Here is a 22,792-nt window from a genome sequence, read left to right as displayed (position 1 = left end):
GCGCAGCCCCAGAGACAACCAGGCGCGGGGCGAGCTACCGGCTCTCGGCGGGCGCGGCGCGGAGCCGCCACTCAGCGGGCGCGGGCGCAGCCCCAGAGACAACCAAGCGCGGGTCGAGCTACCGGCGCTCGGCGGGCGCGGCGCGGAGCCGCCACTCAGCGGGCGCGGGCGCAGCCCCAGAGACAACCAGGCGCGGGTCGAGCTACCGGCGCTCGGCGGGCGCGGCGCGGAGCCGCCACTCAGCGGGCGCGGGCGCAGCCCCAGAGACAACCAGGCGCGGGGGGCGGCACGGCGGTACTGCGTCGTGGGGCGGCAGCTCCGCGCGCATTCAGCGGCGACGCGCCGCTCGGGCGACCGTGACGACCGCCTTCTCCAGCGCGTACTCCGGGTCGTCGCCGCCGCCCTTCACGCCCGCGTCCGCCTCCGCGATCGCGCGGAGCGCCATGGCCACGCCGTCCGGCGTCCAGCCCCGCATCTGCTGGCGCACGCGGTCGATCTTCCAGGGCGGCATGCCGAGCTCGCGGGCGAGGTCTGCGGGCCGCCCGCCGCGCGCCGAGGAGAGCTTCCCGATCGCCCGCACCCCCTGGGCCAGGGCACTGGTGATCAGCACGGGCGCGACACCCGTCGACAACGACCACCGCAGGGCTTCGAGCGCCTCTGTCGCCCGCCCCTCCACCGCGCGGTCGGCGACATTGAAGCTGGAGGCCTCCGCGCGGCCCGTGTAGTACCGGCCGACGACCGACTCGTCGATCGTCCCCTCGACGTCCGCGCACAGCTGGGACACCGCGCTCGCCAGCTCCCGCAGGTCGCTGCCGATCGCGTCGACGAGCGCCTGGCACGCCTCCGGCGTCGCCGACCGCCCCAGCCCGCGGAACTCCCCGCGCACGAAGGTCAGTCGCTCCGCCGGCTTGGTGGTCTTCGGGCACGCCACCTCCCGCGCGCCGGCCTTGCGCGCGGCGTCCAGCAGGCCCTTGCCCTTCGCGCCGCCCGCGTGCAGCAGCACGAGCGCGATCTCTTCGAAGGGCGCGGTGAGATACGCCTTGACGTCCTTGATCGTGTCCGCGGAGAGGTCCTGCGCGTTCCGCACGACCAGCACCTTGCGCTCGGCGAAGAGCGAGGGGCTCGTCAGCTCGGCGAGCGTGCCGGGCTGCAGCTGGTCGGGCGTCAGGTCGCGGACGTCCGTGTCGGCGTCGGCGGCGCGGGCCGCCGCCACCACCTGCTGCACCGCGCGGTCGAGGAGCAGCTCCTCCTGGCCCACGGCGAGGGTGACGGAAGCCAGCGGGTCATCGGTGGGATTCTTTCTGGTGGCCATCGCGAACCAGCATCGCACGGACCGCTGACAGCCGGCTCCGCCCGCCGCCGCCCCACCTACCCCGCGAGCGTGCGTGCCAGACGCCCCCGGCCGGACGGGACTTCCGAAACACGCCCTATGGCTCCTCCCGCCAGCCGTCCCACTCGGCCGCGAACTCGTCCAGCTCGGCGGCCACGAGCCGGCCCTCCGGGTCCTCCACCACCACCAGCCACTGGGCGTCCTCGGCATCGTCCTCGCCCGCCAGCGCGTCCCGTACCAACTGGGGCTCGTGCCTCACGCCGAAGCGGTCGCCGAGCGCTTCGGCGGCCTCCTCCGCGGAGTCGCGATCGGGCAGCACCAGCACATGTCTCACATCACTCACCGCTCCATTCTTCACACCGGACGTACGGCGCCGGTCCTAGGGCCGATGCCCGAGGCACACCGGCGGGCCGCGCCGCTAGCGTGCGGCCATGACGATCCACGAGCCGGCCCGCAGCCGGGAGCAGCGCAAACAGGACGTACTGGCCAGGCTGGAGAAGGACGAGGACGTCTGGGTGGCCACCGCGTCCGCCGCGGGCGGCCCTGTCCTCGTACCGCTGTCCTTCGTGTGGGACCGGGGCACACTGTTGATGTCGACGAAGCGGACCAACCCGACCGCCCGCAACCTCACCCCGGGCGGCGAAGTCCGGCTCTCTCTCGGGCACACGCGTGACGTGGTCCTGATCGAGGGCACCGCCGAGGCCGTCGAGGGCGGCGACCTGCCCACGGCGTCGGCCGACGCCTTCGCGGAGAAGCTCCGGTGGGACCCCCGGGACCGCGCGGCGTGGATCTACCTGCGGGTGGTGCCCCGGTCCGTCAAGGCGTGGCGTGAGGAGAACGAGCTGCGGGAGCGGGAGTTGATGCGGGACGGCGAGTGGCTCGTGTGACGCGATCCGCGAGGGCGCGGGCCCCGGCCCGGTCACCTTCCCTGCCCAACCGCGGCCGGCGAGCGTCACGTCCGGGGAGGTGACCGGCCGCCGCGCTGCCGCGGGACGGCGCCGAGGCGCTCCCCGGAGCCCGTCACCGCGATCGCCCCGTCCCGGTCCGTCCGCAGCACCACCGCTCCCCCGGCTTGCAGGGCGCCGACCGTTCGCGGGGAGGGGTGGCCGTACGGGTTGTCACGTCCGGCCGACACCAGCGCCAGGCGGGGCCGCACCGTGCGCATCAGGTGGGGGTCCTGGTACGCCGAACCGTGATGGGCGACCTTGAGGACGTCCACCGGCCGCAGTCCGGGATGGGCCCGCAGCAGCCCTTGCTGAGCGGGTGGCTCCAGATCACCCAGGAGTAGCAGGGTCACGCCCCCGGCGGTGCGGACGAGCAGGGTGACGCTGGCGTCGTTCGGGCCCTCCGGAACGCGCCACACCCCGCTGCCGGGAGCCGCCCTGCCCGGCCCCGCCGTGAACCCGGCGCCCGGCCTGCCGGGCGCCGGGCCGGGCCACAGCACCCGCCAGTCGAGCGGCCCGGCCCGGCGCCGCTCGCCGGGAACCGCCGGAACGATCGGCACGCCCGCCGTGGCGGCCGTCCTGCGGACGAACGCCGCCTGGTCCGGCGGATCGTGAAGCCCGGTCGTCTGGATCGCCCCGACGGCCCGGCCGCGCAGTACGCCCGGCAGGCCCGCCACATGGTCGGCGTGGAAGTGTGTGAGCACCACGAGGGGGATCCGGCTGACGCCGAGGTCGCTCAGGCACCGGTCGACGGGCACCGGATCAGGCCCGGCGTCCACCACCACGGCCGCTCCGTCACCGGCGGCGAGTACCGTCGCGTCACCCTGGCCCACGTCGCACATCGCGAACACCCAGCCCTCGGGCGGCCATCCGGTGACGATCCTGGTCAGGGGCGCGGGCCGCACGAGGGCGAGCAGCAGCACCGAGGCGGACGCGGCGGCGAGCCAGCCGCGGTGCCGCAGCCGCCGCGCCCCGACCACCGCCACCATCACGAGCACCGTCAGACCCGCGAGCAGCAGACCGCCCCACCAGCCGCCCGGCCAGTCCGTCTGCGCCCCTGGCAGCGAGGCACCGGCACGGGCCACAGCGGCGATCCACTCGGCCGGCCACTCCGCGCATCCGGCGAGCAGCCGGGCCAGGGGCATCGCGATCGGTGCGGTGGCGAGAACGGCGAACCCGAGCACGGTCGCCGGTGCCACCGCGACCTCGGCGAGCAGATTGCACGGGATCGCCACGAGGCTCACCCGGGCCGCGAAGACGGCCACCACCGGGGCGCACACCGCCTGCGCCGCGGCCGCGGCGGCCAGCGCCTCGGCGATCCTCGGCGGCACGCCACGCCGTCGCAGCCGTGCGCTCCAGACCGGTGCGACGGTCAGCAGCGCGCCGGTGGCCAGCACCGACAGCAGAAAGCCGTAACTGCGGGCGAGCCACGGGTCGTGGAGCACCAGCAGCAGCACGGCCGCCGCCAGGGCGGGCACGAGCGATCTGCGACGGCCGGTGCCGATGGCGAGCAGCGTGATCGCACCGCAGGCGGCGGCCCTCAGCACGCTCGGATCGGGTCGGCAGACCACGACGAAGGCGAGCGTGAGGCCCCCGCCCAGCAGCGCGGTCGTCCGCAGCGAGAGTCCCAGCCGCGGCGCGAGCCCACCGCGTTCCGCCTTCGCGGCCGTGCCGGGCGCCCCGATGAGCAGAAGCAAAACGATGGTCAGGTTGGATCCGGACACTGCCAGAAGATGAGTCAGATCGGTCGCCTCGAACGCTTCGTGCAGGTCGGCCGGGATGCGCGAGGTGTCGCCCACGACCAGCCCGGGCAGCAGCGCCCGGGCGTCCGGCGCCAGCCCCCCGGTCGCGTCCCGCAGTCCCGCCCGCAGCCCGCCGGCCGTTCGCTGGAGGACATTCGGCGCTCCGACGATCCGCGGTGGGCCGGCGCCGGCGCGCACGACCGCCGCGAACGGATCACCCGGCCGCTGGGGCGGCGCCAGCCGTCCCGCCAGCCGCAGCCGCGTCGAGGGCAGCAGCCGCGTCCACGCGCCGGGACCGGCACCGGGCGGCACGATCACCAGAACCGGGGTACGGATGCTGGTCACGGTCCCGTCCGGCGCCGTGACGCGGGTCGCCTCGGCGTCCAGAACGAGGTACCCGGGCGCCATCCGCGCGCCGCGCACTTTCGGCCGGACGGGCCGGGGGTCGGAGGTCACCGTCACCTCGGCGTCGACCCGCGCGTACTCCCTCGCCAGGCCCGGCAGCGGTCCTCTGCGCAGATCGGCTCCGTGCAGTCCGGCGGACGCCGCGCCGGCCGCCGCACACAGCAACACCGCCGCGCACGCCACCACGTTGGCCGATCGTGGCCCGGTGGACGGCCGGGCTGACGGCCTCGACCGCCTCACGAGCGCCGGTCGTGTGCACGCCGGTCCGGCGAAGGCCAGGGTCGCGAGCGCCGCCACCAGGCAGAGCGCCACTCCCGTCGCCGTCCACTCGCCGGGCGCGCCGAGGGCGAGCACGGCCGCTCCCCACGCCGCGAGCGCCGGGGCCACCAGGCGCAGATCGACCGGGCCTTCCTGGCGCGGATCGGCGGCTCCCAGCCGGTGACCGGAGGCGGCGTGGACCGCCGACCGCGTCATGGCCGCACGAGGGGCTGGAGGTCCGCGAACCGGCGCTCGCCAATCCCGTTGACCTCGCGCAGCTCGTCGACCGACCGGAAGCCCCCATGACGCGTGCGGTAGTCGACGATGTGCTGGGCGAGCACCGGCCCGACGCCGGGCAGCGTTTCGAGCTGCTCCACGGTGGCGCTGTTGAGGCTGACCGGTCCGGCGGGGGCAGCACCCCCGCCGGATGGCCCGGCCGCCCCGGCCGGCCCGGGCTGCCCCGGCGGGGCGGGCAGCCCCACGACCACCTGTTCCCCGTCCATCAGCACGCGCGCCCGGTTGAGCGCCGTGACGTCCGTTCCCGGCCGCACGCCGCCCGCCGCGCGCAGCGCGTCCGTGACCCTCGACCCGGCGGGCAGCCGCAGCACGCCCGGCCGCGCCACCTTCCCGCTCACGTCGACGACGACGGTGCGCGGCGGATCCGCGGCCCTCTCCCCCTCGTCCGGACCCGGCCCGGGACGCGCACCAGGACCTGGACCTGGCGTGGCCTCTCCGGTCAGCGCGGGCGCTGCCTCCCCGACCGTCTCGGGTGCGCGCACCAGCTCCGGCCGGCCTGCCCAGAAGTACCGCCCGGCGACCATCGCGGCGACGCTCAGGACCACGGCCAGGGCGGCCAGCGACCTCGGCTCCAGGCCGCACCGCGACCGCACCCACAGCGGCAGGCGCTCCAGCAGCGCGAGCCGCCACCGCTCACCGCGCCCGAGCGGCCGTTCCTCCGCCGCATCGCCCGCGGGGGCCGTGCCGGAATCGGTTGCGCCCGCCTCCTCCTCGCCCGGCGGTGGAGCCGCATCGGCCGGCCCTGAGACCGCCTCGCCCGGCGGTGGAGCCGCCTCGCCCGGCCATGAGAGCGCGTCGGCCGGCCGCGAGCCCGCGTCGCACCGCGGCGGGGCCGCACCGGACACCGGTCGCGCCCCGTCGGGCGGCGGGTGGGTCCCATACCTCCGCGCCCCTTCGAAGAGCGCGTCCGCGCGCCTGCGCGAAGCCGACGAAGGGTCCTCGGCCGCGTGCCTGCCCCGCATACGGCGTCTTGCGCGGGCGCGGGCACGGCCGTCGGATCCCCGGGCTCGTCCGGGGCCGCTCGTCGCGGCGGCCCCGGAGGGGGCGGACGAGGATGTGGCAGCGGACGTGGAAGCGAGTGTGCGTGTTCGAAGCGCCATGTCTCAGCACGGTAGGCACATCCGCCCTCACTCGCTCGGCGCCCTCAAATTCCGTGGAAAACCGTCCCGTTGTGGAAAACTCGGCCACCCGAACGGGTGACTCACCGTGGCGAGACCACGACGGCGAGCAGACCGGGGCCGGTGTGTGCGCCGATGACCGCACCCACTTCACTGACGTGCAGATCGGCGAGGCCGGGGACGCGTTCACGCAGCCGGTCCGCGAGCGCGGCGGCGCGCTCCGGCGCGGCGAGGTGGTGCACGGCGATGTCCACCCGGCTCGCTCCCGCCCCGTCGGCGGCGATCTCCTCCAGCCGGGCGATGGCCTTGGACGCCGTGCGCACCTTCTCGCGCAACTCGATGCGGCCGCCGTCCAGTTCCAGCAACGGCTTGACGGCGAGCGCCGAGCCGAGGAGGGCCTGGGCCGCGCCGATGCGACCGCCACGCCGCAGGTAGTCCAGCGTGTCGACGTAGAAATAGGCGGAAGTGCCGGCGGCCCGCTTCTCCGCCGCGGCCACCGCGTCGTCCAGGGTGCCGTCCGCCTCCGCCGCCTCGGCGGCGGCCAGCGCGCAGAATCCCAGCGCCATGGCGACCATCCCGGTGTCGACGACGCGCACGGGCACCGGCGCCTCCTTGGCGGCCAGCACGGCGGCGTCGTAGGTACCCGAGAACTCGGCCGACAGATGCAGCGAGACGATCCCCGTGGCGCCCTGCTCGGCGGCCGCCCGGTAGGTCTCCGCGAACAGTTCGGGACTGGGCCGGGATGTGGTCACCGAGCGGCGCTTCTGCAGGGCGAGGGCGAGCGACCGCGCCGAGATCTCGGTGCCTTCCTCGTACGCCCGGTCGCCGATGACGACGGTCAGCGGCACCGCGGTGATGCCGTGCCGCGCCATCGCCTGCGGGGGCAGGTAGGCCGTGGAATCGGTGACGATCGCGACATGGCGGGACATGAGCGGGAGGTTACCCGCAGGGGGCGCCGGACGGCAGCCCACCCCTGCCCCTTGATCGATTCAAGTCAGTTCGTGGTCTCCGGACGCGTCGTCTTCTGCCAGGAGTAGACGCCCTGCTGCCGGGGGTCGCGTGCCGTGATCGCCCGGGGTGTGTCGGACGGGTCGCCGGGGGCCGCGGTCGGCCGGGGGGCCTGCTGCGAAGGCTGCTGGGAGGGCTGCCGCGAAGCCTTCGGGGAGGGCTGCTCGCCGGCCGTCTCCGGCCATGCGGAAGCGGCGTCCTCCGCACGCTCCGACCAGTGCCGCAGGGCGCTCGCCTCGACGTCGATCTGCGCGCTCAGGGAGGCCAGGTCGTCGTCCGCGAACTTCTGGGCCCGGTCCCGCGCCGCCCAGCGCAGCGAGTCCGCCGAGTGTGTGATGCGCTCCGTGCGCTCCCGCAGGTCGCCGAGCTGTGCGGCGACCCTGGCACGGTCCGGGTCCCGCTCCAGCCGCTTGAGGTCGGCGTCCAGTTCGTGGCCGTGCGCACTCAGCCGGCGGAACAGGTCCAGGGACTCCTTCAGCGACGCGTCCTCGGTCGCGCCCGCCTCCAGGGCATCCTGTGTCGCCCGCATCGACGTGCGCAGCGACAGCCGCAGCTGGGCCAGCTCGGCGGTCACCCCGCCCGAGCCGCCCACGCCGTAGCTCTTCGCCCGGAGCGTGGTGTCCTCCACGGTGCGCCGAGCCTGGGTGATGGTGCGGTCGACCCCGCGCTTCGCGGCCCCGACCGCCTTCACCGTGACGTAGACGCCCAGGGCGACGAGGGCGACGAACAGCAGCGCCAAGATCATGATCGCGGCTTCCATGGACGTCCCCTCGATGTCATCGGTGATTCCTCCACGGTAAACGGAACGGGCAGGTCGTGGGTTCCATCGGAACCCCCAACCTGCCCGTAGGGGAAAACACCCAGCCCGGGAGCCGGGCCGGGTGCGCGCTCCGGCTACGCGGGAACGATGTTCACCAGCTTCGGCGCCCGGGCGATGACCTTGCGGATGCCCGCGCCGCCCAGGGCGGCGACCACCGCGGCGTCGGCCAGGGCCAGCGCCTCCAGTTCGGCGTCCGTGATGGAGGGGGAGACCTCCAGTCGCGCCTTGACCTTGCCCTTGATCTGCACGACGCAGGTCACGGTCTCGTCGACCACGTACGCCGGGTCGGCGACCGGGAAGTCCTGGTGGACGACCGACTCCGTGTGGCCCAGCCTGCGCCACAGCTCCTCGGCGATGTGCGGGGCCAGCGGCGCGACCAGCAGGACCAGGCGCTCGGCGACCGAGCGGGACAGCGGCGCGCCGGACTTGGTCAGGTGGTTGTTCAGCTCGGTGACCTTGGCGATCGCCGTGTTGAACCGCATCGCGGCCATGTCCTGCGAGACGCCGTCGATCGCCTTGTGCAGGGCGCGCAGCGTGTCCTCGTCGGGCTCGGCGTCGACGACGGTGACCTCACCGGTGGACTCGTCGACGATGTTGCGCCACAGCCGCTGCAGCAGCCGGTACTGGCCCACCACCGCGCGCGTGTCCCAGGGCCGGGACACGTCCAGCGGGCCCATGGCCATCTCGTACAGGCGCAGCGTGTCCGCCCCGTACTCGGCGCAGATCTCGTCCGGGGTGACGGCGTTCTTCAGGGACTTGCCCATCTTGCCCAGAACGCGGCTGACCTTCTCACCCTGGTGGTGGAAGCCGCCGTCGCGCTCCTCGACCTCGGCCGCCGGTACGGCGATGCCGCGCGAGTCCCGGTAGACGAAGGCCTGGATCATGCCCTGGTTGTACAGCTTGTGGAACGGCTCGGCCGAGGAGACGTGCCCCAGGTCGAACAGCACCTTGGACCAGAAGCGCGCGTACAGCAGGTGCAGCACGGCGTGCTCGGCACCGCCGACGTACAGGTCGACGCCGCCGTGCGGCTGCCCCTCGCGCGGCCCCATCCAGTACCGCTCGATCTCCGGGTCGACCAGCCGCGCGGAGTTGTGCGGGTCCAGGTAGCGCAGCTCGTACCAGCAGGAACCGGCCCAGTTGGGCATGGTGTTGGTCTCGCGGCGGTACTTCTTGGGGCCGTCGCCCAGGTCCAGCGTCACATTGACCCAGTCCTCGTTCCGCGACAGCGGCGTCTCCGGCTGGGTGTCGGCGTCGTCCGGGTCGAAGGTGCGCGGCGAGTAGTCGTCGACCTCGGGCAGCTCCAGCGGCAGCATGGACTCGGGCAGCGCGTGCGCCACGCCGTCCTCGTCGTAGACGATCGGGAAGGGCTCGCCCCAGTACCGCTGGCGGCTGAACAGCCAGTCGCGCAGCCGGAAGTTGACGGTGCCCTCGCCGATGCCGCGCTCGCGCAGCCAGTCGGTGATCCGGGTCTTGGCCTCGACGACGCCCAGGCCGTCCAGGGAGACCTCGTCGTTGGCCGAGTTGACCAGCTTCGCGTCGTACGACGAGAAGGCGTCGTCCCATGTGGCCGGGTCGGTGCCGCGACCGTCGGACGGCTCGACGACGCACCGCATCGGCAGCTCGAAGGCGCGCGCGAAGGCGAAGTCGCGGCTGTCGTGCGCGGGCACGGCCATGATGGCGCCGGTGCCGTAGCCCATCAGCACGTAGTCGGCGATGAAGACCGGGACCTGCTCGCCGCTGACCGGGTTGACGGCGTAGGCGCCGGTGAAGACACCGGTCTTGTCCTTGGCCTCGGCCTGCCGTTCGACGTCGGACTTGGTCGCGGCCTGCTTGCGGTACGCGTCGACGGCGGCGGCCGGGGTGGCGTAGCCGCCCGTCCACACGTCGTGGGTGCCCTCGGGCCAGGCGGCCGGGACGATCTTCTCGACCAGCTCGTGCTCGGGCGCCAGCACCATGTACGTGGCGCCGAACAGGGTGTCCTGGCGGGTGGTGAAGACGGTGATGGCGTCGTCACCGACGGCGAAGTCGACCCGGGCGCCCTCGGAGCGGCCGATCCAGTTGCGCTGCTGCAGCTTGATGGCCTCGGGCCAGTCCAGCGCGTCCAGGTCGTCCAGCAGCCGGTCGGCGTAGGCGGTGATGCGCATGTTCCACTGGCGCAGCTTGGCCTTGAAGACGGGGTAGTTGCCGCGCTCGGAGCGGCCGTCCGCCGTGACCTCCTCGTTGGCCAGGACGGTGCCCAGGCCCGGGCACCAGTTGACCGGCGCGTCGGAGGCGTATGCCAGGCGGTACTCGCCCAGGACGTCGGAACGCTCGGCTGCGGTCAGTTCGCTCCACGCGCGCGTGGTGCCGGGTACGGCGCGCTCACCGCTCTCGAACTGGGCGACCAGCTCGGCGATCGGACGGGCCTTCCTGGCCTCGTCGTCGTACCAGGAGTTGAAGATCTGCAGGAAGATCCACTGGGTCCACTTGTAGTAATCCGGGTCGATCGTCGCGAAGGACCGGCGCTTGTCGTGGCCCAGGCCCAGCCGGCGCAGCTGGACCTTCATGTTCTCGATGTTCGCCTCGGTCGACACGCGCGGGTGGGTGCCGGTCTGGACGGCGTACTGCTCGGCGGGCAGGCCGAAGGCGTCGAAGCCCAGCGTGTGCAGGACGTTGTGCCCGGTCATGCGCTGGTGGCGGGCGAAGACGTCGGTGGCGATGTACCCCAGCGGGTGGCCGACGTGGAGGCCCGCACCCGAGGGGTACGGGAACATGTCCATGATGAACTTCTTGGGGCGTGCGACGACGGCCGGGTCCCCGGCCAGGTCACCGCTCGGGTTCGGCGCCTCGTAGGTGCCCTCGGCGTCCCAGAAGTCCTGCCAGCGTGCCTCGATGTCGGCGGCCATGGCCGCCGTGTAGCGGTGCGGCGCGGCCACGTCCGTGGCGGCGGAATTCGTCTCGCTCATGATCCCTTGAAGCTCCATCGATCGTCTCTGCCTGCGAATACGGAAACGAAAAAACCCCTCGCACAGGAGGGGACGCCGCGCCGATGCCGATCGGGTTTCCGGACCCGTCGGGACTGATCAGCGCGGCTCGCTAAGCAGAAGGCGTACGGCACGCATGGCGTCAGGGTACCGCAGGCCAGGTGAGAGCCGCACCGAGGTTCCACGGGGCGGGATCGGGTCTCGCCGCCGGCGGGCGGGGCGGGAGACGGTCCGAGCAGGCCGGGGTTACTCCGCGTATCAACCTTATCCAGGGCAACCCCAAAGTCAGTTGCGTCTGTTCCGAGATCTAAACGCCCAAAGCTCGTACTGCTTGGTATGCCTCGACTTAGCATGCGGCCACGGGACCTCTTTTCCGCACCACTGGAGTCGCCCCCCATGAACCCTCATCGCAAGATCCGCTCATCACCCGCGCTGAAGGCCGGCATGAGCCGACCGGTGCAGGGCGGGCTGTCCGCGGCCGCACTGGTCCTCATACCGGTGCTCGCGATCGGCGGGAGCGACAGCTTCCGGGCCGCCCTGGACTTCGCCACCGGCGTCCTCTCACTCGTCTCGCTCTCCGCCTCGGTGGCCTGGGGTCTGCTCGCCACGGACCGGCTTCTCCTCTCCGTCCGCCAGCGTCTGATCGCCCAGGCGATCCACCGGACCACCGCCGTCGCCTCCCTCGGCTTCCTGCTGCTGCACGCCACGGTCAAGGTGTCCCTCGGCCACGTGGCGCTCATCGGGGCCCTCGTCCCCTTCGGCCTCGGTGTCACCGGCACGTCCGGGCTGATCGGCTTCGGCTCGCTGGCCGGCTTCCTGATGGTGGTCGCCGCGTCCACGGGCGCGGCACGCAGCGCCCTGGCCGGGCGCGGCGACATCGCCGCCCGCTGGCGGCCGCTGCACATGCTGGCGTATCCCGCCTGGTGCTTCGCCCTGATCCACGGGCTCTACGCGGGTCGCCCCGCGGCCGCGTGGGTGACCACCCTGTACAGCCTCGCGCTGCTCGGCGTGGCGGTGATCGTGTCCCTGCGGCTGCTGCCCCGTCCGGTCCAGAGCCGCGTGGCCAGCCGGTTCCTGTCGCTGGTCGGGCCCGGTGGGGACCCCGCCGAGGCCGATCCCTCGAGGCGCGACCTGTCCATGTCGCCGCTGCCCGGCGCCACGGACCTCCCCGGCGCCCGGTCCTTCGAGGAGCGCACCCCCTCGCGTACACCTCCCCCGCGCGAGTTCGAGCAGGAGCTGTGGCGTGAGCCTCCGCCGATGCGGCCGGAGCCGCCGGACCCGTCCTTCGGCCGCCCCCGCGACCAGCCCACGCTGGCGGCGCCTTCGCCACAGATATACGAATCCGCCTTCCCTCCGCCCGCCACCTCAGGTGCGGGCATTTCGGCCGCTTACCGGGCGGTTTCGCTGGGCAACACCGTGCAGCCGGCCGAGGAGGTCCCGTTCGCCGAGCGCGTGCAGCCGGCCGAGGAGTACTCCTTCGCCGAGCGCGTACCGACGACGGAGGAGTACTCCTTCGCCGAGCGCACACCGATGACCGAGGACTACTCGTTCGCCGAGCGCATGCCGATGACCGAGGAGATCCCCTTCGCCGAGCGCGTGCCGATGACGGAGGAGCTCCCCGTCATCGAGGACGAGCCCGCGACCCGGCCCGGCTACTGGCCGACCCCGTCCCCTCCGCCGCCCGCCCAGTCCCCCGTTCCGCCCTCGTACGACCCCGCCGAGTCCGCACCCGGCCCCTTCCAGCAGCCGCCCGCCGGTGAGCCCTGGAACGCACCCGCAGGAGACCGCCCGTGAACGACCCGCTCCCCGACGTCCCCGAAGTCCGCGTCGTCGGCCTCCCCCAGCTCACCCAGGGATTCGACCTCGTCGAGCGGCTGGACCTGCAGATGCACCTCAAGGTGCACGGTCCGCTCGAACCGATGCCCGGCGAGCGGCTGGCCCAGCTCGCGGACGACATCTCGCTGCGCGGCCGCGGCGGCGCCGGCTTCCCTTTCGGCAAGAAGCTGCGCGCGGTGGCGAAGGCGGCGATCCGCCGCGGTGTGCGGCCGGTCGTCGTGGTCAACGGCAGTGAGGGCGAGCCGCCCTGCCGCAAGGACACGGTGATGCTCAACCGTGCCCCGCACCTGATCCTGGACGGTGCGCTGCTGGCCGCCGAGGCGCTCGGCGCCCGCACTCTGATCGTCGCGGTGACACGCAACTCCACGGAGATATCCATACGCGCCGCGCTGGCCGAGCGGGGACTGTCCGACCGGCGCGGACAGCAGCTGCGCGCGCGTGTGGTCCGCAATCCGGAGCGGATGGTGTCCGGTGAGGCGTCCTCCGTCATCCGCTCGGCCAACGGCGGTCCCTCGAAGCCGCCGGGCCGCCGGGAGCGGGCGGCGGAGTCGGGCGTGGGCGGCGCGCCGACGCTGCTGTCGAACGCCGAGACGTTCGCCCAGCTCGCGATCGCCGCCCGGATCGGCGCCCGGCGCTACTGCCACACGGGCCTGGACAACGAGCCGGGCACCGTCATGCTGACGATCTCCGGTGCCGTGGCCCGGCCCATGGTGGTGGAGGTGCCGACGGGCGTGCCGCTGCGGTACGTGCTCCAGCTGGCCGGCGCGCCGCCGCTGCCGCAGGGTGTGCTCACAGGCGGCTACCACGGCGAGTGGATCGACGCGAACGCCGTGCACAACGCGACGGTGTCGCAGGGGTCCCTGAAGGCCGTGGGGGGCGCGCTGGGGGCCGGCGCGATCCTGCCGATCGGCCCGGAGACCTGCCCGCTGGGCGAGTCGCTGCGGGTGGCCAACTGGCTGGCCGCCGAGACGGCGGGGCAGTGCGGGCCCTGCCGGCTGGGGCTGCCGGCCGCGGCCGGCGGCCTGTCCGACGTGCTGAACGGCGGCGGCCCGGCCGCGCTGGAGGCGCTGCGCGAGGTCACACAGGCCGTGAAGGGCCGGGGTGTGTGCAAGCACCCCGATGGCTCCGTGCGCTTCTTCAACTCGACGCTGGCCGCGTTCACGGACGATCTCGCCGCCCATGTCCTGCACGGCACCTGCGGGCGCCCCACGACCGGTGTGCTGCCCCTGCCCGAGCCGGGCTACCAGGAGGCGGAGGAGTCCATCCCGTCCGGCGAGAAGCTGGCGGTGGACTGGACGCTCTGCAAGGGCCACGGCCTGTGCGCGGACATCGTGCCCGAGCTGATCCGCATGGGCCGGGACGGCTACCCGGTCCTGATGGACGCCTCGGTCCCGGTGCATCTGCGGCAGCGGGCGCAGCTGGCGGTCCGCCGGTGTCCCGAGCTGGCCCTCCGACTGGAGCAGGGTGAGCGCGACCGTCCCGCGCTGCCGGGCCCCAACCGCAAGGCCCTGGGTGGCGTGACCCGCAAGGCCCTGGGCAGCGGCCGGAACTGACGGAGACAAGGAAGCGGGCCATCCGATTCGGATGGCCCGCTTCCTGATTTCTGTGGAGCTAAGGAGAATTGAACTCCTGACCTCCTGCATGCCATGCAGGCGCTCTACCAACTGAGCTATAGCCCCTTGCGGTGTGCCGCCCTGCTCGGTTTCCCTTGCGGGCTTCCCTCGCGGCGACACAGAGAACATTACACGGTCCCCCCGGTGATTCACCAAATCGTTTACGGTCGGTAGGGCTCTGGCCGGTAGCGTCGCCCTTCGTGACCGTCACCATGACCGCGCGGGCCCGCATCCGGAGCCTGCCCCTCCCCGCCATAGCGGCCTGTCTGCTCTCTTTTGCGGCTTTCTGGGTGGCTCAGCGTGCCGCCAACGTCACGATGCTGGACCTCTCCGTCTACCGGGCGGAGGGAGAAACCGTGCTGGCCGGTGGCGATCTCTATGCGATGCGCGCCACATCCGCGAACCTTCCGACGACGTATCCGCCGTTCGCCGCGCTGCTGTTCACACCGCTGACTCTGCTCGGCGTGCCCGAGATGCGCACATTTGCCACCGCCGGAAACCTGCTCCTGCTGCTGGCCCTGGTGCATTTCTCGCTGCGTCTGGTGGGCCGGGACCGGCCGGGAGCGGCCCTGTGGATCGCCGCCGTCGTGGTCTGGTGCGAGCCGGTGTGGACGACCCTGCGGTACGGCCAGATCAATCTGCTCATCGCCGTGGTGGTGCTGTGGGACCTGACCCGCCGTGAAGGCAGCCGGTGGGCGGGGGTGGGAATCGGCCTCGCCACTGCGGTGAAACTCACACCGGGGCTGTTCGTCGTGATGCTGTTGCTGGTGGGGGTGGCACGCGCGCGTGGGGAGGGCCGGCGGTGGAACGCGTGGCTGCGCCAGGCCGCGACGGCGACCGGGGTGTTCCTCGGTGTGACGCTGGCGTCGGCGGTGATCCTGCCGTACGACTCACGCCGTTTCTGGACGCAGGCGATCTTCGAGACGAGCCGGGTGGGCCGCAAGGAGGAGACGGCGAACCAGTCGCTGAGCGGAGTGCTGGCCCGGCTGATGCACACCACCGACCCGGGTCTGTGGTGGGCGGTCGTGGCCCTCGTGGTGGCCGTCGGCGGACTCACCGTGGCGGTACTGGCGGCACTGCGCGGGGACCGGCCGGTGGCGGTGGTGGCGTGCGCGACGACGGCGCTGCTGGTGAGCCCCATCTCGTGGTCGCACCACTGGGTGTGGTGCGTGCCGATGCTCGTTCTGCTGGCGACCCGCGTGCGGCCGGGGTGGACGGTGGCGGCAGGGCTGCTCTTCGGGTCGTTCGCCCTGTGGTGGGTGCCACACGCGCCTGCCCCGATCCGTCTCGAACTGCACCAGAACGCCGGGCAGATGCTGCTGTCAGGGCTCTACACGCTCGCGGGACTGGCCCTGTTGGCGTATTTCGCGGTGCCGCTGGTGCGGGACCGGCGGGCGCGTCAGGCCGTGGCGAAGGAGTAGAACCGCTTGAGGGTGCAGTGCTCGTCGAGCAGACGCCCGTAGATGGGCTCCCCCTCGAGTTCCCGGTAGGTCTCGATGGGGTCGCCTTTTATGATCAGCGCCCTGGCGCACTCCTCGCACCAGTACTGGTACTCGGGATTGACCGGATCCATGTCACGGACGATCGGCGTACCGCTGCCGCACCAGTCGCATTTCCGCCTGTGTGCACCCATTACTCAGCTCCAGCTGTGGCCGCAGGACGTGCACACATAGGACACTCCACCGTTGTCCCCCAGTACCTGGGCGACATGGGACGAGCCGCACGAGGGGCAGCTGAGACCGGCGCGCACTTCGGCCTCGGCGAGTCTGGCACCGGCCTCCTCGAAACTGCTCGCGGCCATCGCGCACTCCCTCCCGTCCGGGCCGTCGTCCCCCTCCGGCCGTCCGATTCTGCCATGGCGCGGCAAGAGGGTCAGCGGGGTCGGCGCACCAGCCCCACCGAGGCTGCCAGGATCGACGCGGCGGCCAACGCGAGGGCGCACACCCACAGCGCATCCGCGGACGCATGCGCCCCCGGCGTATTCAGACGGCTCAGGAAGAGTGTGCCAAAGGTCGCGACGCCGATCAGCTGACCGAGCTGGGTGACCGTCGCGAGCAGGCCACTGACGTCGGCGGCGTCCTCCTGCCGCACGGTGGCGAGGGCGCCGGTCAGTACGGGACCGAATCCCAGGGCGAGCCCCGCTCCGAGCACCGCGAACGCCCCGAACGCCGCCGCCCCCAGGCCCGCGCCGGCGCGCAGCTCCAGCCCCACGGCCGCGGCCGCGCACGCGCTCAGCAGGAAACCGGCCGGCACCAGGCCGCGCTGCCAGGCGGCCGGCCAGCGCCGCCAGGTCAGCCCGACGAGCCCGAAGACCACGGCTGTGGGGGCGAAGGACAGCCCGGCGCGCAGCGGGCTGTACCCGAGCCCACCCTGGATGTGCAGGGTCATGGTGAACAGGAAACCGGCGTTGACCGCCATGCCCAGCGTGATCCGGGCCACCGCCCGGCCCATGCCCGGCACGCGCAGGACGCGCGGTGCGATCAACGGTGCGCCGCCCCGCCGCGCGAGGCGCGACTCGTACGCGCAGAAGGCCGCGAACAGCACCGCCGAGGCGGCGAGCGAGTACCAGGACCAGACGGGCCAGTCCCGCTCCTGGCCGAGGACCAGGGGGACGGTGAAGAGACAGACCGCGCCCGCGAGCAGCACCAGACCCGGCAGGTCCAGGCCGCGCGACCGCTCGGGGGCCCCGCGGTCGTCCCGGGGCAGCACCCGGGCGCCCAGGACCAGGAGCGCCAGGCCGATCGGCACGTTCACCAGAAAGATGGGCCGCCAGCCGGTGCCGAAGAGGTCCGCGCTGACGAGGACTCCGCCCAGCACCTGTCCGGCCGCGGCTCCGGTCGCCAGGACAGCGGAGTACGCACCCAGCGCCCGTGCCCGCGCCTCGCCCGTGAAGTTCCGCTGGATGAGGCTGAGGACCTGCGGGATCATCAGCGCCGAACCCGCCCCCTGGGCCAGCCGGAACACGATCAGCTGCCCGGGGCCGGCGGCCAGCCCGCAGGCGAGCGAGGCGGCCGTGAAGACGGCGAGGCCGGCGAGGTACGTCCGCCGGTGGCCGATGAGGTCGCCGAGGCGGGCGCCGGTGATCAGCAGGACGGCGTAGGCGATGGTGTAGCCGGCGATGACCAGTTGCAACGCGGCGCCGGAGGCCGCAAGTTCGGTACGGATCGTGGGAGCGGCGACGTTGACGATGAAGACGTCGAGCAGTGCCATGAACTGGGCCGCGAGGACCACGCCGAGCAGCAGGGACGGCCGGTTGTCGGTGCCACCGTCTTTACTGAGTACAGGAGTTGTCGTGGTCGTCGTCATGGGGTCGAGCCTGACGGCGGTCCGGTACGGGTAACGAGAGCCTCCGGATGCTGGTACTGGCAATACCTGGCAAGGGCGGGGCGAGCCGTCGAGCATGGGGGGATGACGACGATGGCACAGGAAGCGCAGGCGGGGGCCCGGGGACAGGGCCCGGCGACGGTGTCGCAGCGCCGCCGACCGGAGCTGGCCGCGTTCCTGCGCAGCCGCCGGGCCCGGGTGACACCCGCCGATGTCGGCATGCCCGCGGGGCTGCGCCGCCGCACACCCGGGCTGCGCCGTGAGGAGGTCGCCCAGCTCTCCGGTGTGGGCGTGACCTGGTACACCTGGCTGGAACAGGGCCGCCCGATCAATGCCTCGGCCCAGGTTCTGGACGCGGTGGCGCGCACGCTCCGGCTCGACCAGCCCGAGCGGGAGCACCTGTACCACCTGGCGGAGGTGCCGTACGTGCCGGACCGGACGGTGGACGTCGCGGCGGTGAGCGAGGAGATCCAGGGCATCCTCGACGCCCTCGACCCCCACCCGGCCGTGGTCTACAACGCCCGGTACGACGTCCTGGCCACCAACCGGGCCTACCGGCTGTTGTTCGTGCGGCCCGACCACGAGCCGTCCTCCCCGCGCAATGTGCTGTGGACGCTGTTCACCGTGCCCGACGCGTGCTGCCCGGTGGTGAACAAGGAGACCGAGCTGCCCCTGATGGTGGCGCAGCTGCGGGGGGCGTACGGACGGCATGTGGGCGAGCCGTCCTGGGAGTCGTTCATAGCCGGGCTGTCGGCCGCCAGCCCGTATTTCGCGAGGCTGTGGGCGAGCGGGGACGTCCTGCCGCCGGGGCCGCGTGTGAAGGTCTTCCGGCACGACATCGTGGGCGAGGTGCGGATGACGTCGGTGTCGCTGTCGATCAACGGGATGCCGGAGTGCCGGCTGGTGGCGTACACCCCGAACGATGAGGAGAGCCGGCGGGCGATCCAGCGGCTGCGCGCCTGAGCGGCCGGGGAAAGCACGAATCCCGCCCCCTGTGGGGACGGGATCCGGTGATTGTGGAGCTAAGGAGAATTGAACTCCTGACCTCCTGCATGCCATGCAGGCGCTCTACCAACTGAGCTATAGCCCCTCGTGTTCTTCGCGCTCCGCGCTGCGAACAAGAAGAACTTTAGCCTGTGACCTGCCGGAAAGTGAAATCCGGGTCAGTCGTCGTCTCCGAGGACCGGTTCCGGCAGGGTGCCGGCGTTGTGCTCCAGCAGCCGCCAGCCACGCGCGCCCTCGCCCAGCACGGACCAGCAGCAGTTGGAGAGACCGCCCAGACCCTCCCAGTGGTGGGCCTCCAGGCCGAGCAGCCGGCCGATGGTGGTGCGGATCGTGCCGCCGTGGCTGACGACGACGAGGGTGCCGTCGTCGGGCAGCTTGTCGGCGTGCTCCAGCACCACGGGTGCGGCCCGCTCGGCGACCTCGGTCTCCAGCTCACCGCCGCCCCGGCGCACCGGCTCGCCGCGCTTCCACGCGGCGTACTGCTCGCCGTACCGCGCGAGGATCTCGTCGTGCGTGAGGCCCTGCCACTCGCCCGCGTAGGTCTCGCGCAGGGCGGAGTCGTGGTTGACGTGATGACCGGTGATCGCGGCCAGCTCACCGGCCGTGGCCGCCGCCCGCTTCAGGTCGGAGGCGATGATCGCGTCCGGCTTCAGCGCGGCGAGCAGCCGGGCGGCCCGGCGCGCCTGGGCGACGCCGGTCTCCGTCAGTTCGATGTCGGTCGAGCCCTGGAAACGGCGCTCCAGGTTCCAGGAAGTCTGGCCGTGCCGCCACAGGACGATCCGGCGGCCCCTGCCGCCCTTGCTGCCGCTCAGCTCAGCTCACCGTCCGCTCCCTCGGCGCCGGTGAGGCGGGCGTGCTCCTCCGCCTTGCCGCGCGTCTGCCGGGCGTCCTCGGGGAGCGGCAGCTCGGGGCAGTCCTTCCAGAGCCGCTCCAGGGCGTAGAAGACCCGCTCCTCGCTGTGCTGGACGTGGACGACGATGTCGACGTAGTCGAGGAGGATCCAGCGGGCGTCGCGGTCGCCCTCACGGCGGACCGGCTTGGCCCCCAGGTCCTTGTTCAGCCGCTCCTCGATCTCGTCGACGATCGACTTGACCTGGCGGTCGCTGGGCGCGGAGGCGAGCAGGAAGGCGTCGGTGATCGACAGTACGTCGCTGACGTCGTAGGCGATGATGTCGTGCGCGAGCCGGTCGGCGGCCGCCTGGGCGGCAGCGGTCACAAGCTCGATGGAGCGGTCGGTGGCGGTCACAAGCAGGCTTTCGTCGGCGGTCGGGAACACCTCAAGGGTCTCACGTACCGCCGACAGCCCGGCAAACCATTACTTGACCTCGTAGTCCTGCCCCAGGACGACGGTGACGTCCGCGTTGGCTGCGGGCTTGCCCTTCTCCACGGCGTCGGCCGGCAGCCCCAGCGTCTTGGCGACCTCCACGGCCTTCGCCTTCTGGGCCTCGTCGCCGTAGACGACCCGCGACGACGACTCCGATTCCGCCTTGCCGCCGTCGATCGCGGAGTACCCGCCGTTGACCAGAACGATCCGTGCCGCCTCGGTGGCGTCGTCGTTCCCGGAGGCGTTCTTCACGCCCACGCGCACGGCCGCGCCCTGCTCGGGCGCGCTGACCGAGCCGCCGAGGATGTCCTTGACCACACTGCGGCCGGCCTCGTCACTGAGGGTGCCGTCCGGCTGGACCGGCAGAAGGGCGGTCTTGTAGTCGCCGACCTTGGCGTGCTCGGCGAGCTTCGCCAGCGAGGCGCCGAGGTCCTTCTCGGGCAGCGACGGGTCGAGGATCTGCGCCAGCGTCTGCACCGTGGTGGTCGCGGCCTGCGGGTCGTCCGACATCTTCCGCAGGACGCCGTACATGACCTGGCCGAACCGCTGCAGCTGGGCGGCCTCCGCCTCGCCGGACCCGCGGTGGGTGGCGTACGCGACGGCCATGCGGCCGTTCAGGGTCTGGTTCTCGCCCTTGGGCACCAGCGGGGGGTCGCCCTTCTTGGCGCCGGGCACCTGGGTGTCGGTGGTGATGTCGATGCCGCCGACCAGTTCGACGAGGTTCTCCAGGTACGGGGTGTCGAGCCGCCAGGTACCGGTGATCCTGGTGCCGAGCAGGGTTCCGACGGCCTCGCGTGTGCCGGTGGAACCGTCTTCGTCGACGGACTTGCCGAGGGTGGTGGTGGTGCCGTCGTCGTTGGCGACGGACAGCGCGTTGGGCAGCAGCACGGTGGTGCCCTGCTTGGTGGTGGCGTTGTTCACCAGGAGGGCGGTGGACGTGTCTTTGTTGTTGGTGTTGTGCAGATGCAGGACGATCACGTCTCGCTTCTGCGGCCCCGTGGCGGTGCCGCCCGCCTTGGTCTCCTCCTTGGCCAGACCGGGGAGCAGTCCCGCCGACCAGAGGTAGCCGACACCGCCCACGACCGCGAGGGCCAGGACGACGACGAGGGCGACGACCCGGTTGCGGCCGCGCCGCTTGGCCTCCTCCCGGCGCTCGGAGCGGCTTTCGGTGAACTTCAGCCAGTCGATGACGTCTTCGGAGTCCTCGTCCGGCTCCTCGACGAACGAGAACTGCTCGGTGCGGTACTCACGGTCCTCGGACGGCCCGCCGGACCGGCGGCGCTGCCCGGGCACCGACGCGGCTGCGGGGGCCTCCACCGGCGCCTGGGGTGGCGCCTGGCGGGGGGCCGCCGCGGGCCGGGGGACGGAGGGCCGGGGAGCGGCCTGCTGCGGCATCTGCTGCTGGGGCGCCGCCCACTGCTGGGAGGTGTCGTACCCGGCGTAGCCGTCGTACCCGTAGGCCTGCCCGTGCTGCCCGTGTTGCCCCTGCTGCACTGGACGGCCGTAGGCGTCGTAGTGCTGGGGCTGGGGCTGCTGGGAATGCTCCGGCTGGGCGTAGGTCTCGTAGCCGTAACCCTGGTGCTGTGCGTACGGATCGTACTGCTGCGGGTGCTGCGGCTGCTGATGGTGAGGCTGCTGGTACACCGGCTGCCCGTATTCGTCGTAGCCGACGATCTGCGGCTGCGGCGTGTAGTACGGGTCGTACGGGTTCTGCTGGTCGTTCACCGGTGCCCCTCTCCGTGGCTCATTCGCCCCGGTACAACTGGCGCTTGTCGATGTAGCGCACCACACCGTCCGGCACCAGATACCAGACCGGATCGCCCGCCGCGACCCTGGCGCGGCAATCGGATGAAGAGATGGCCAGGGCCGGCACCTCCACCAGGGACACTCCGCCTTCGGGCAGACCGTCGTCCGAGAGGTCATGACCCGGGCGGGTGACCCCGATGAAATGGGCCAGGGAGAAGAGCTCCTCGGCGTTGCGCCAGCCGGGCATGATCTGCGAGAGCGCGTCGGCGCCGGTGATGAAGAAGAGGTCCGTGTCCTTGTTGAGGGCACGGAGTTCCCGCAGCGTGTCGATGGTGTAGGTCGGCCCCTCGCGGTCGATGTCGATCCGGCTGACCGAGAACTGCGGGTTGGACGCCGTGGCGATGACCGTCATGAGATAGCGGTCCTCGGCCGGGGAGACCGTCTTGTGGGTCTTCTGCCACGGCTGCCCGGTCGGTACGAACACCACCTCGTCGAGGTGGAACAGGGCGGCCACCTCGCTGGCGGCCACCAGGTGTCCGTGGTGGATCGGGTCGAACGTCCCGCCCATCACTCCGAGACGGCGTTTGCCGGGGCTGCTGGGCACTTTCTGGTCTCCCATGCGTGCAGAGCCTACTGGCACGGCCCGGCGGGCCGTCCGTGCGGTCTCCGGCCCGGCCGTCGCCGGCTCAGCGGTCGCGGTTGAAGCGGGTGGTGACCCACAGCAGCAGGAGCAGCACGAGCAGGGCGCCGCCACCGGTGATGTACGGGCTGAGGCTTTCGTGGTTGCCACCGTGCTCGGAACCCTCGGCGAGCGTGACGAGGCTCTGGGCGGCGCTGTGGATGCTCATCTTCGGCAGGACCTATCCATGGGGAGTCGGAGCGGGGACTTCGCGCACATCGTATGCGGGCGGTCCGGGCACGCTCACGCCGACTCAGTCGTTGTCGCTGCGGTTGCGACATCCACGCGGCCGAACCAGGCGTTATCCACAGGCCCCCGCCGCAGGCAACCTCAGCGCCTAGTCTGGGGTCCGTCAGGGGGACGAGGCGGATCTCGTTCGA

The 22,792-nt window shown here is 72.5% G+C and carries 20 protein-coding genes and 2 tRNA genes; 5 read left to right on the top strand and 17 right to left on the bottom strand.

What is annotated here, in order from left to right; all coding sequences use genetic code 11:
- Positions 1-328: 328 nt before the first annotated feature.
- Both holA and ACY34K_RS07900 read right to left on the bottom strand, forming a co-directional pair.
- On the bottom strand, positions 329-1,312 hold the full coding sequence (holA, locus tag ACY34K_RS07905; RefSeq protein WP_462745193.1) for a DNA polymerase III subunit delta: 984 nt from the start codon (positions 1,310-1,312) through the stop codon (positions 329-331).
- A gap of 115 nt (positions 1,313-1,427) precedes the next feature.
- Entirely contained in the window at positions 1,428-1,673 is a 246-nt protein-coding gene (locus tag ACY34K_RS07900; RefSeq protein WP_462745191.1) for a hypothetical protein, read from the bottom strand.
- A gap of 88 nt (positions 1,674-1,761) precedes the next feature.
- On the opposite strand from ACY34K_RS07900, the gene ACY34K_RS07895 reads away from it, so the two are divergent.
- Positions 1,762-2,217, top strand: coding sequence for a pyridoxamine 5'-phosphate oxidase family protein (locus tag ACY34K_RS07895; protein WP_462745189.1), 456 nt, complete (start codon positions 1,762-1,764; stop codon positions 2,215-2,217).
- A gap of 65 nt (positions 2,218-2,282) precedes the next feature.
- On the opposite strand, the gene ACY34K_RS07890 is transcribed toward ACY34K_RS07895, so the two are convergent.
- The 5 genes from ACY34K_RS07890 to leuS form a co-directional block, all read right to left on the bottom strand.
- Complete coding sequence (locus tag ACY34K_RS07890; protein ID WP_462745187.1) at positions 2,283-4,895, bottom strand: ComEC/Rec2 family competence protein; 2,613 nt, start codon at positions 4,893-4,895, stop codon at positions 2,283-2,285.
- Positions 4,892-5,821, bottom strand: coding sequence for a helix-hairpin-helix domain-containing protein (locus tag ACY34K_RS07885; RefSeq protein WP_462745185.1), 930 nt, complete (start codon positions 5,819-5,821; stop codon positions 4,892-4,894). Before ACY34K_RS07885 ends, ACY34K_RS07890 begins: the two co-directional genes overlap by 4 nt.
- A gap of 356 nt (positions 5,822-6,177) precedes the next feature.
- Entirely contained in the window at positions 6,178-7,023 is an 846-nt protein-coding gene (locus ACY34K_RS07880; RefSeq protein WP_462745183.1) for a DegV family protein, read from the bottom strand.
- 65 nt (positions 7,024-7,088) lie between these two features.
- Positions 7,089-7,862: a hypothetical protein gene (locus ACY34K_RS07875; protein WP_462745181.1), complete on the bottom strand. Its 774-nt coding sequence runs from the start codon at positions 7,860-7,862 to the stop codon at positions 7,089-7,091.
- 134 nt (positions 7,863-7,996) lie between these two features.
- A complete protein-coding gene (gene leuS / locus ACY34K_RS07870; RefSeq protein WP_462745179.1) occupies positions 7,997-10,867 on the bottom strand; it encodes a leucine--tRNA ligase in 2,871 nt (956 codons plus the stop codon).
- Positions 10,868-11,281: 414 nt separating this feature from the next.
- Between leuS and ACY34K_RS07865 the strand changes: the two genes are divergently transcribed.
- Together ACY34K_RS07865 and ACY34K_RS07860 are read left to right on the top strand one after the other, a co-directional pair.
- Positions 11,282-12,679 (top strand): hypothetical protein, encoded by a 1,398-nt coding sequence (locus tag ACY34K_RS07865; RefSeq protein WP_462745177.1) that lies wholly within the window; start codon positions 11,282-11,284, stop codon positions 12,677-12,679.
- Positions 12,676-14,274, top strand: a complete 1,599-nt coding sequence (locus ACY34K_RS07860) for an NADH-ubiquinone oxidoreductase-F iron-sulfur binding region domain-containing protein (protein WP_462745175.1) — start codon at positions 12,676-12,678, stop codon at positions 14,272-14,274. The genes ACY34K_RS07865 and ACY34K_RS07860 overlap by 4 nt, the downstream gene beginning before the upstream one ends.
- Positions 14,275-14,327: 53 nt before the next feature.
- Here the strand turns inward: ACY34K_RS07860 and ACY34K_RS07855 are convergent.
- A tRNA-Ala gene (locus tag ACY34K_RS07855) sits at positions 14,328-14,400 on the bottom strand.
- Positions 14,401-14,534: 134 nt separating this feature from the next.
- Here ACY34K_RS07855 and ACY34K_RS07850 point away from each other — a divergent pair.
- A complete protein-coding gene (locus tag ACY34K_RS07850; protein WP_462745173.1) occupies positions 14,535-15,755 on the top strand; it encodes a glycosyltransferase 87 family protein in 1,221 nt (406 codons plus the stop codon).
- Here the strand turns inward: ACY34K_RS07850 and ACY34K_RS07845 are convergent.
- From ACY34K_RS07845 to ACY34K_RS07835, 3 genes are all read right to left on the bottom strand, one after another.
- The gene (locus ACY34K_RS07845) at positions 15,734-15,967 is read right to left on the bottom strand and encodes a hypothetical protein (RefSeq protein WP_026277450.1); all 234 of its coding nucleotides are present in this window, start codon (positions 15,965-15,967) and stop codon (positions 15,734-15,736) included. The genes ACY34K_RS07850 and ACY34K_RS07845 overlap by 22 nt on opposite strands.
- Positions 15,968-15,970: 3 nt before the next feature.
- On the bottom strand, positions 15,971-16,135 hold the full coding sequence (locus tag ACY34K_RS07840) for a hypothetical protein (protein WP_462745171.1): 165 nt from the start codon (positions 16,133-16,135) through the stop codon (positions 15,971-15,973).
- A 71-nt stretch (positions 16,136-16,206) separates the two neighbouring features.
- Complete coding sequence (locus tag ACY34K_RS07835; RefSeq protein WP_462745169.1) at positions 16,207-17,640, bottom strand: MFS transporter; 1,434 nt, start codon at positions 17,638-17,640, stop codon at positions 16,207-16,209.
- Between the two features lie 102 nt (positions 17,641-17,742).
- Between ACY34K_RS07835 and ACY34K_RS07830 the strand changes: the two genes are divergently transcribed.
- On the top strand, positions 17,743-18,621 hold the full coding sequence (locus tag ACY34K_RS07830; RefSeq protein ID WP_462745167.1) for a helix-turn-helix transcriptional regulator: 879 nt from the start codon (positions 17,743-17,745) through the stop codon (positions 18,619-18,621).
- A 54-nt stretch (positions 18,622-18,675) separates the two neighbouring features.
- Here the strand turns inward: ACY34K_RS07830 and ACY34K_RS07825 are convergent.
- From ACY34K_RS07825 to ACY34K_RS07800, 6 genes are all read right to left on the bottom strand, one after another.
- Positions 18,676-18,748 (bottom strand) — tRNA-Ala (locus ACY34K_RS07825).
- A 73-nt stretch (positions 18,749-18,821) separates the two neighbouring features.
- A complete protein-coding gene (locus ACY34K_RS07820; protein WP_462745492.1) occupies positions 18,822-19,475 on the bottom strand; it encodes a histidine phosphatase family protein in 654 nt (217 codons plus the stop codon).
- A complete protein-coding gene (rsfS, locus tag ACY34K_RS07815; protein WP_462745165.1) occupies positions 19,472-19,909 on the bottom strand; it encodes a ribosome silencing factor in 438 nt (145 codons plus the stop codon). Before rsfS ends, ACY34K_RS07820 begins: the two co-directional genes overlap by 4 nt.
- 69 nt (positions 19,910-19,978) lie before the next feature.
- Positions 19,979-21,712 (bottom strand): LCP family protein, encoded by a 1,734-nt coding sequence (locus tag ACY34K_RS07810; protein WP_462745163.1) that lies wholly within the window; start codon positions 21,710-21,712, stop codon positions 19,979-19,981.
- 19 nt (positions 21,713-21,731) lie between these two features.
- A complete protein-coding gene (gene nadD / locus ACY34K_RS07805) occupies positions 21,732-22,352 on the bottom strand; it encodes a nicotinate-nucleotide adenylyltransferase (protein WP_462745161.1) in 621 nt (206 codons plus the stop codon).
- A gap of 67 nt (positions 22,353-22,419) precedes the next feature.
- Positions 22,420-22,581 (bottom strand): hypothetical protein, encoded by a 162-nt coding sequence (locus tag ACY34K_RS07800; protein ID WP_462745159.1) that lies wholly within the window; start codon positions 22,579-22,581, stop codon positions 22,420-22,422.
- Between the last annotated feature and the right edge of the window lie 211 nt (positions 22,582-22,792).

This window comes from Streptomyces sp. STAM6 (genome assembly GCF_054963715.1).
Note: the sequence above shows the minus strand (reverse complement) of the source record. Positions and strands in the feature narration are given on the sequence as shown.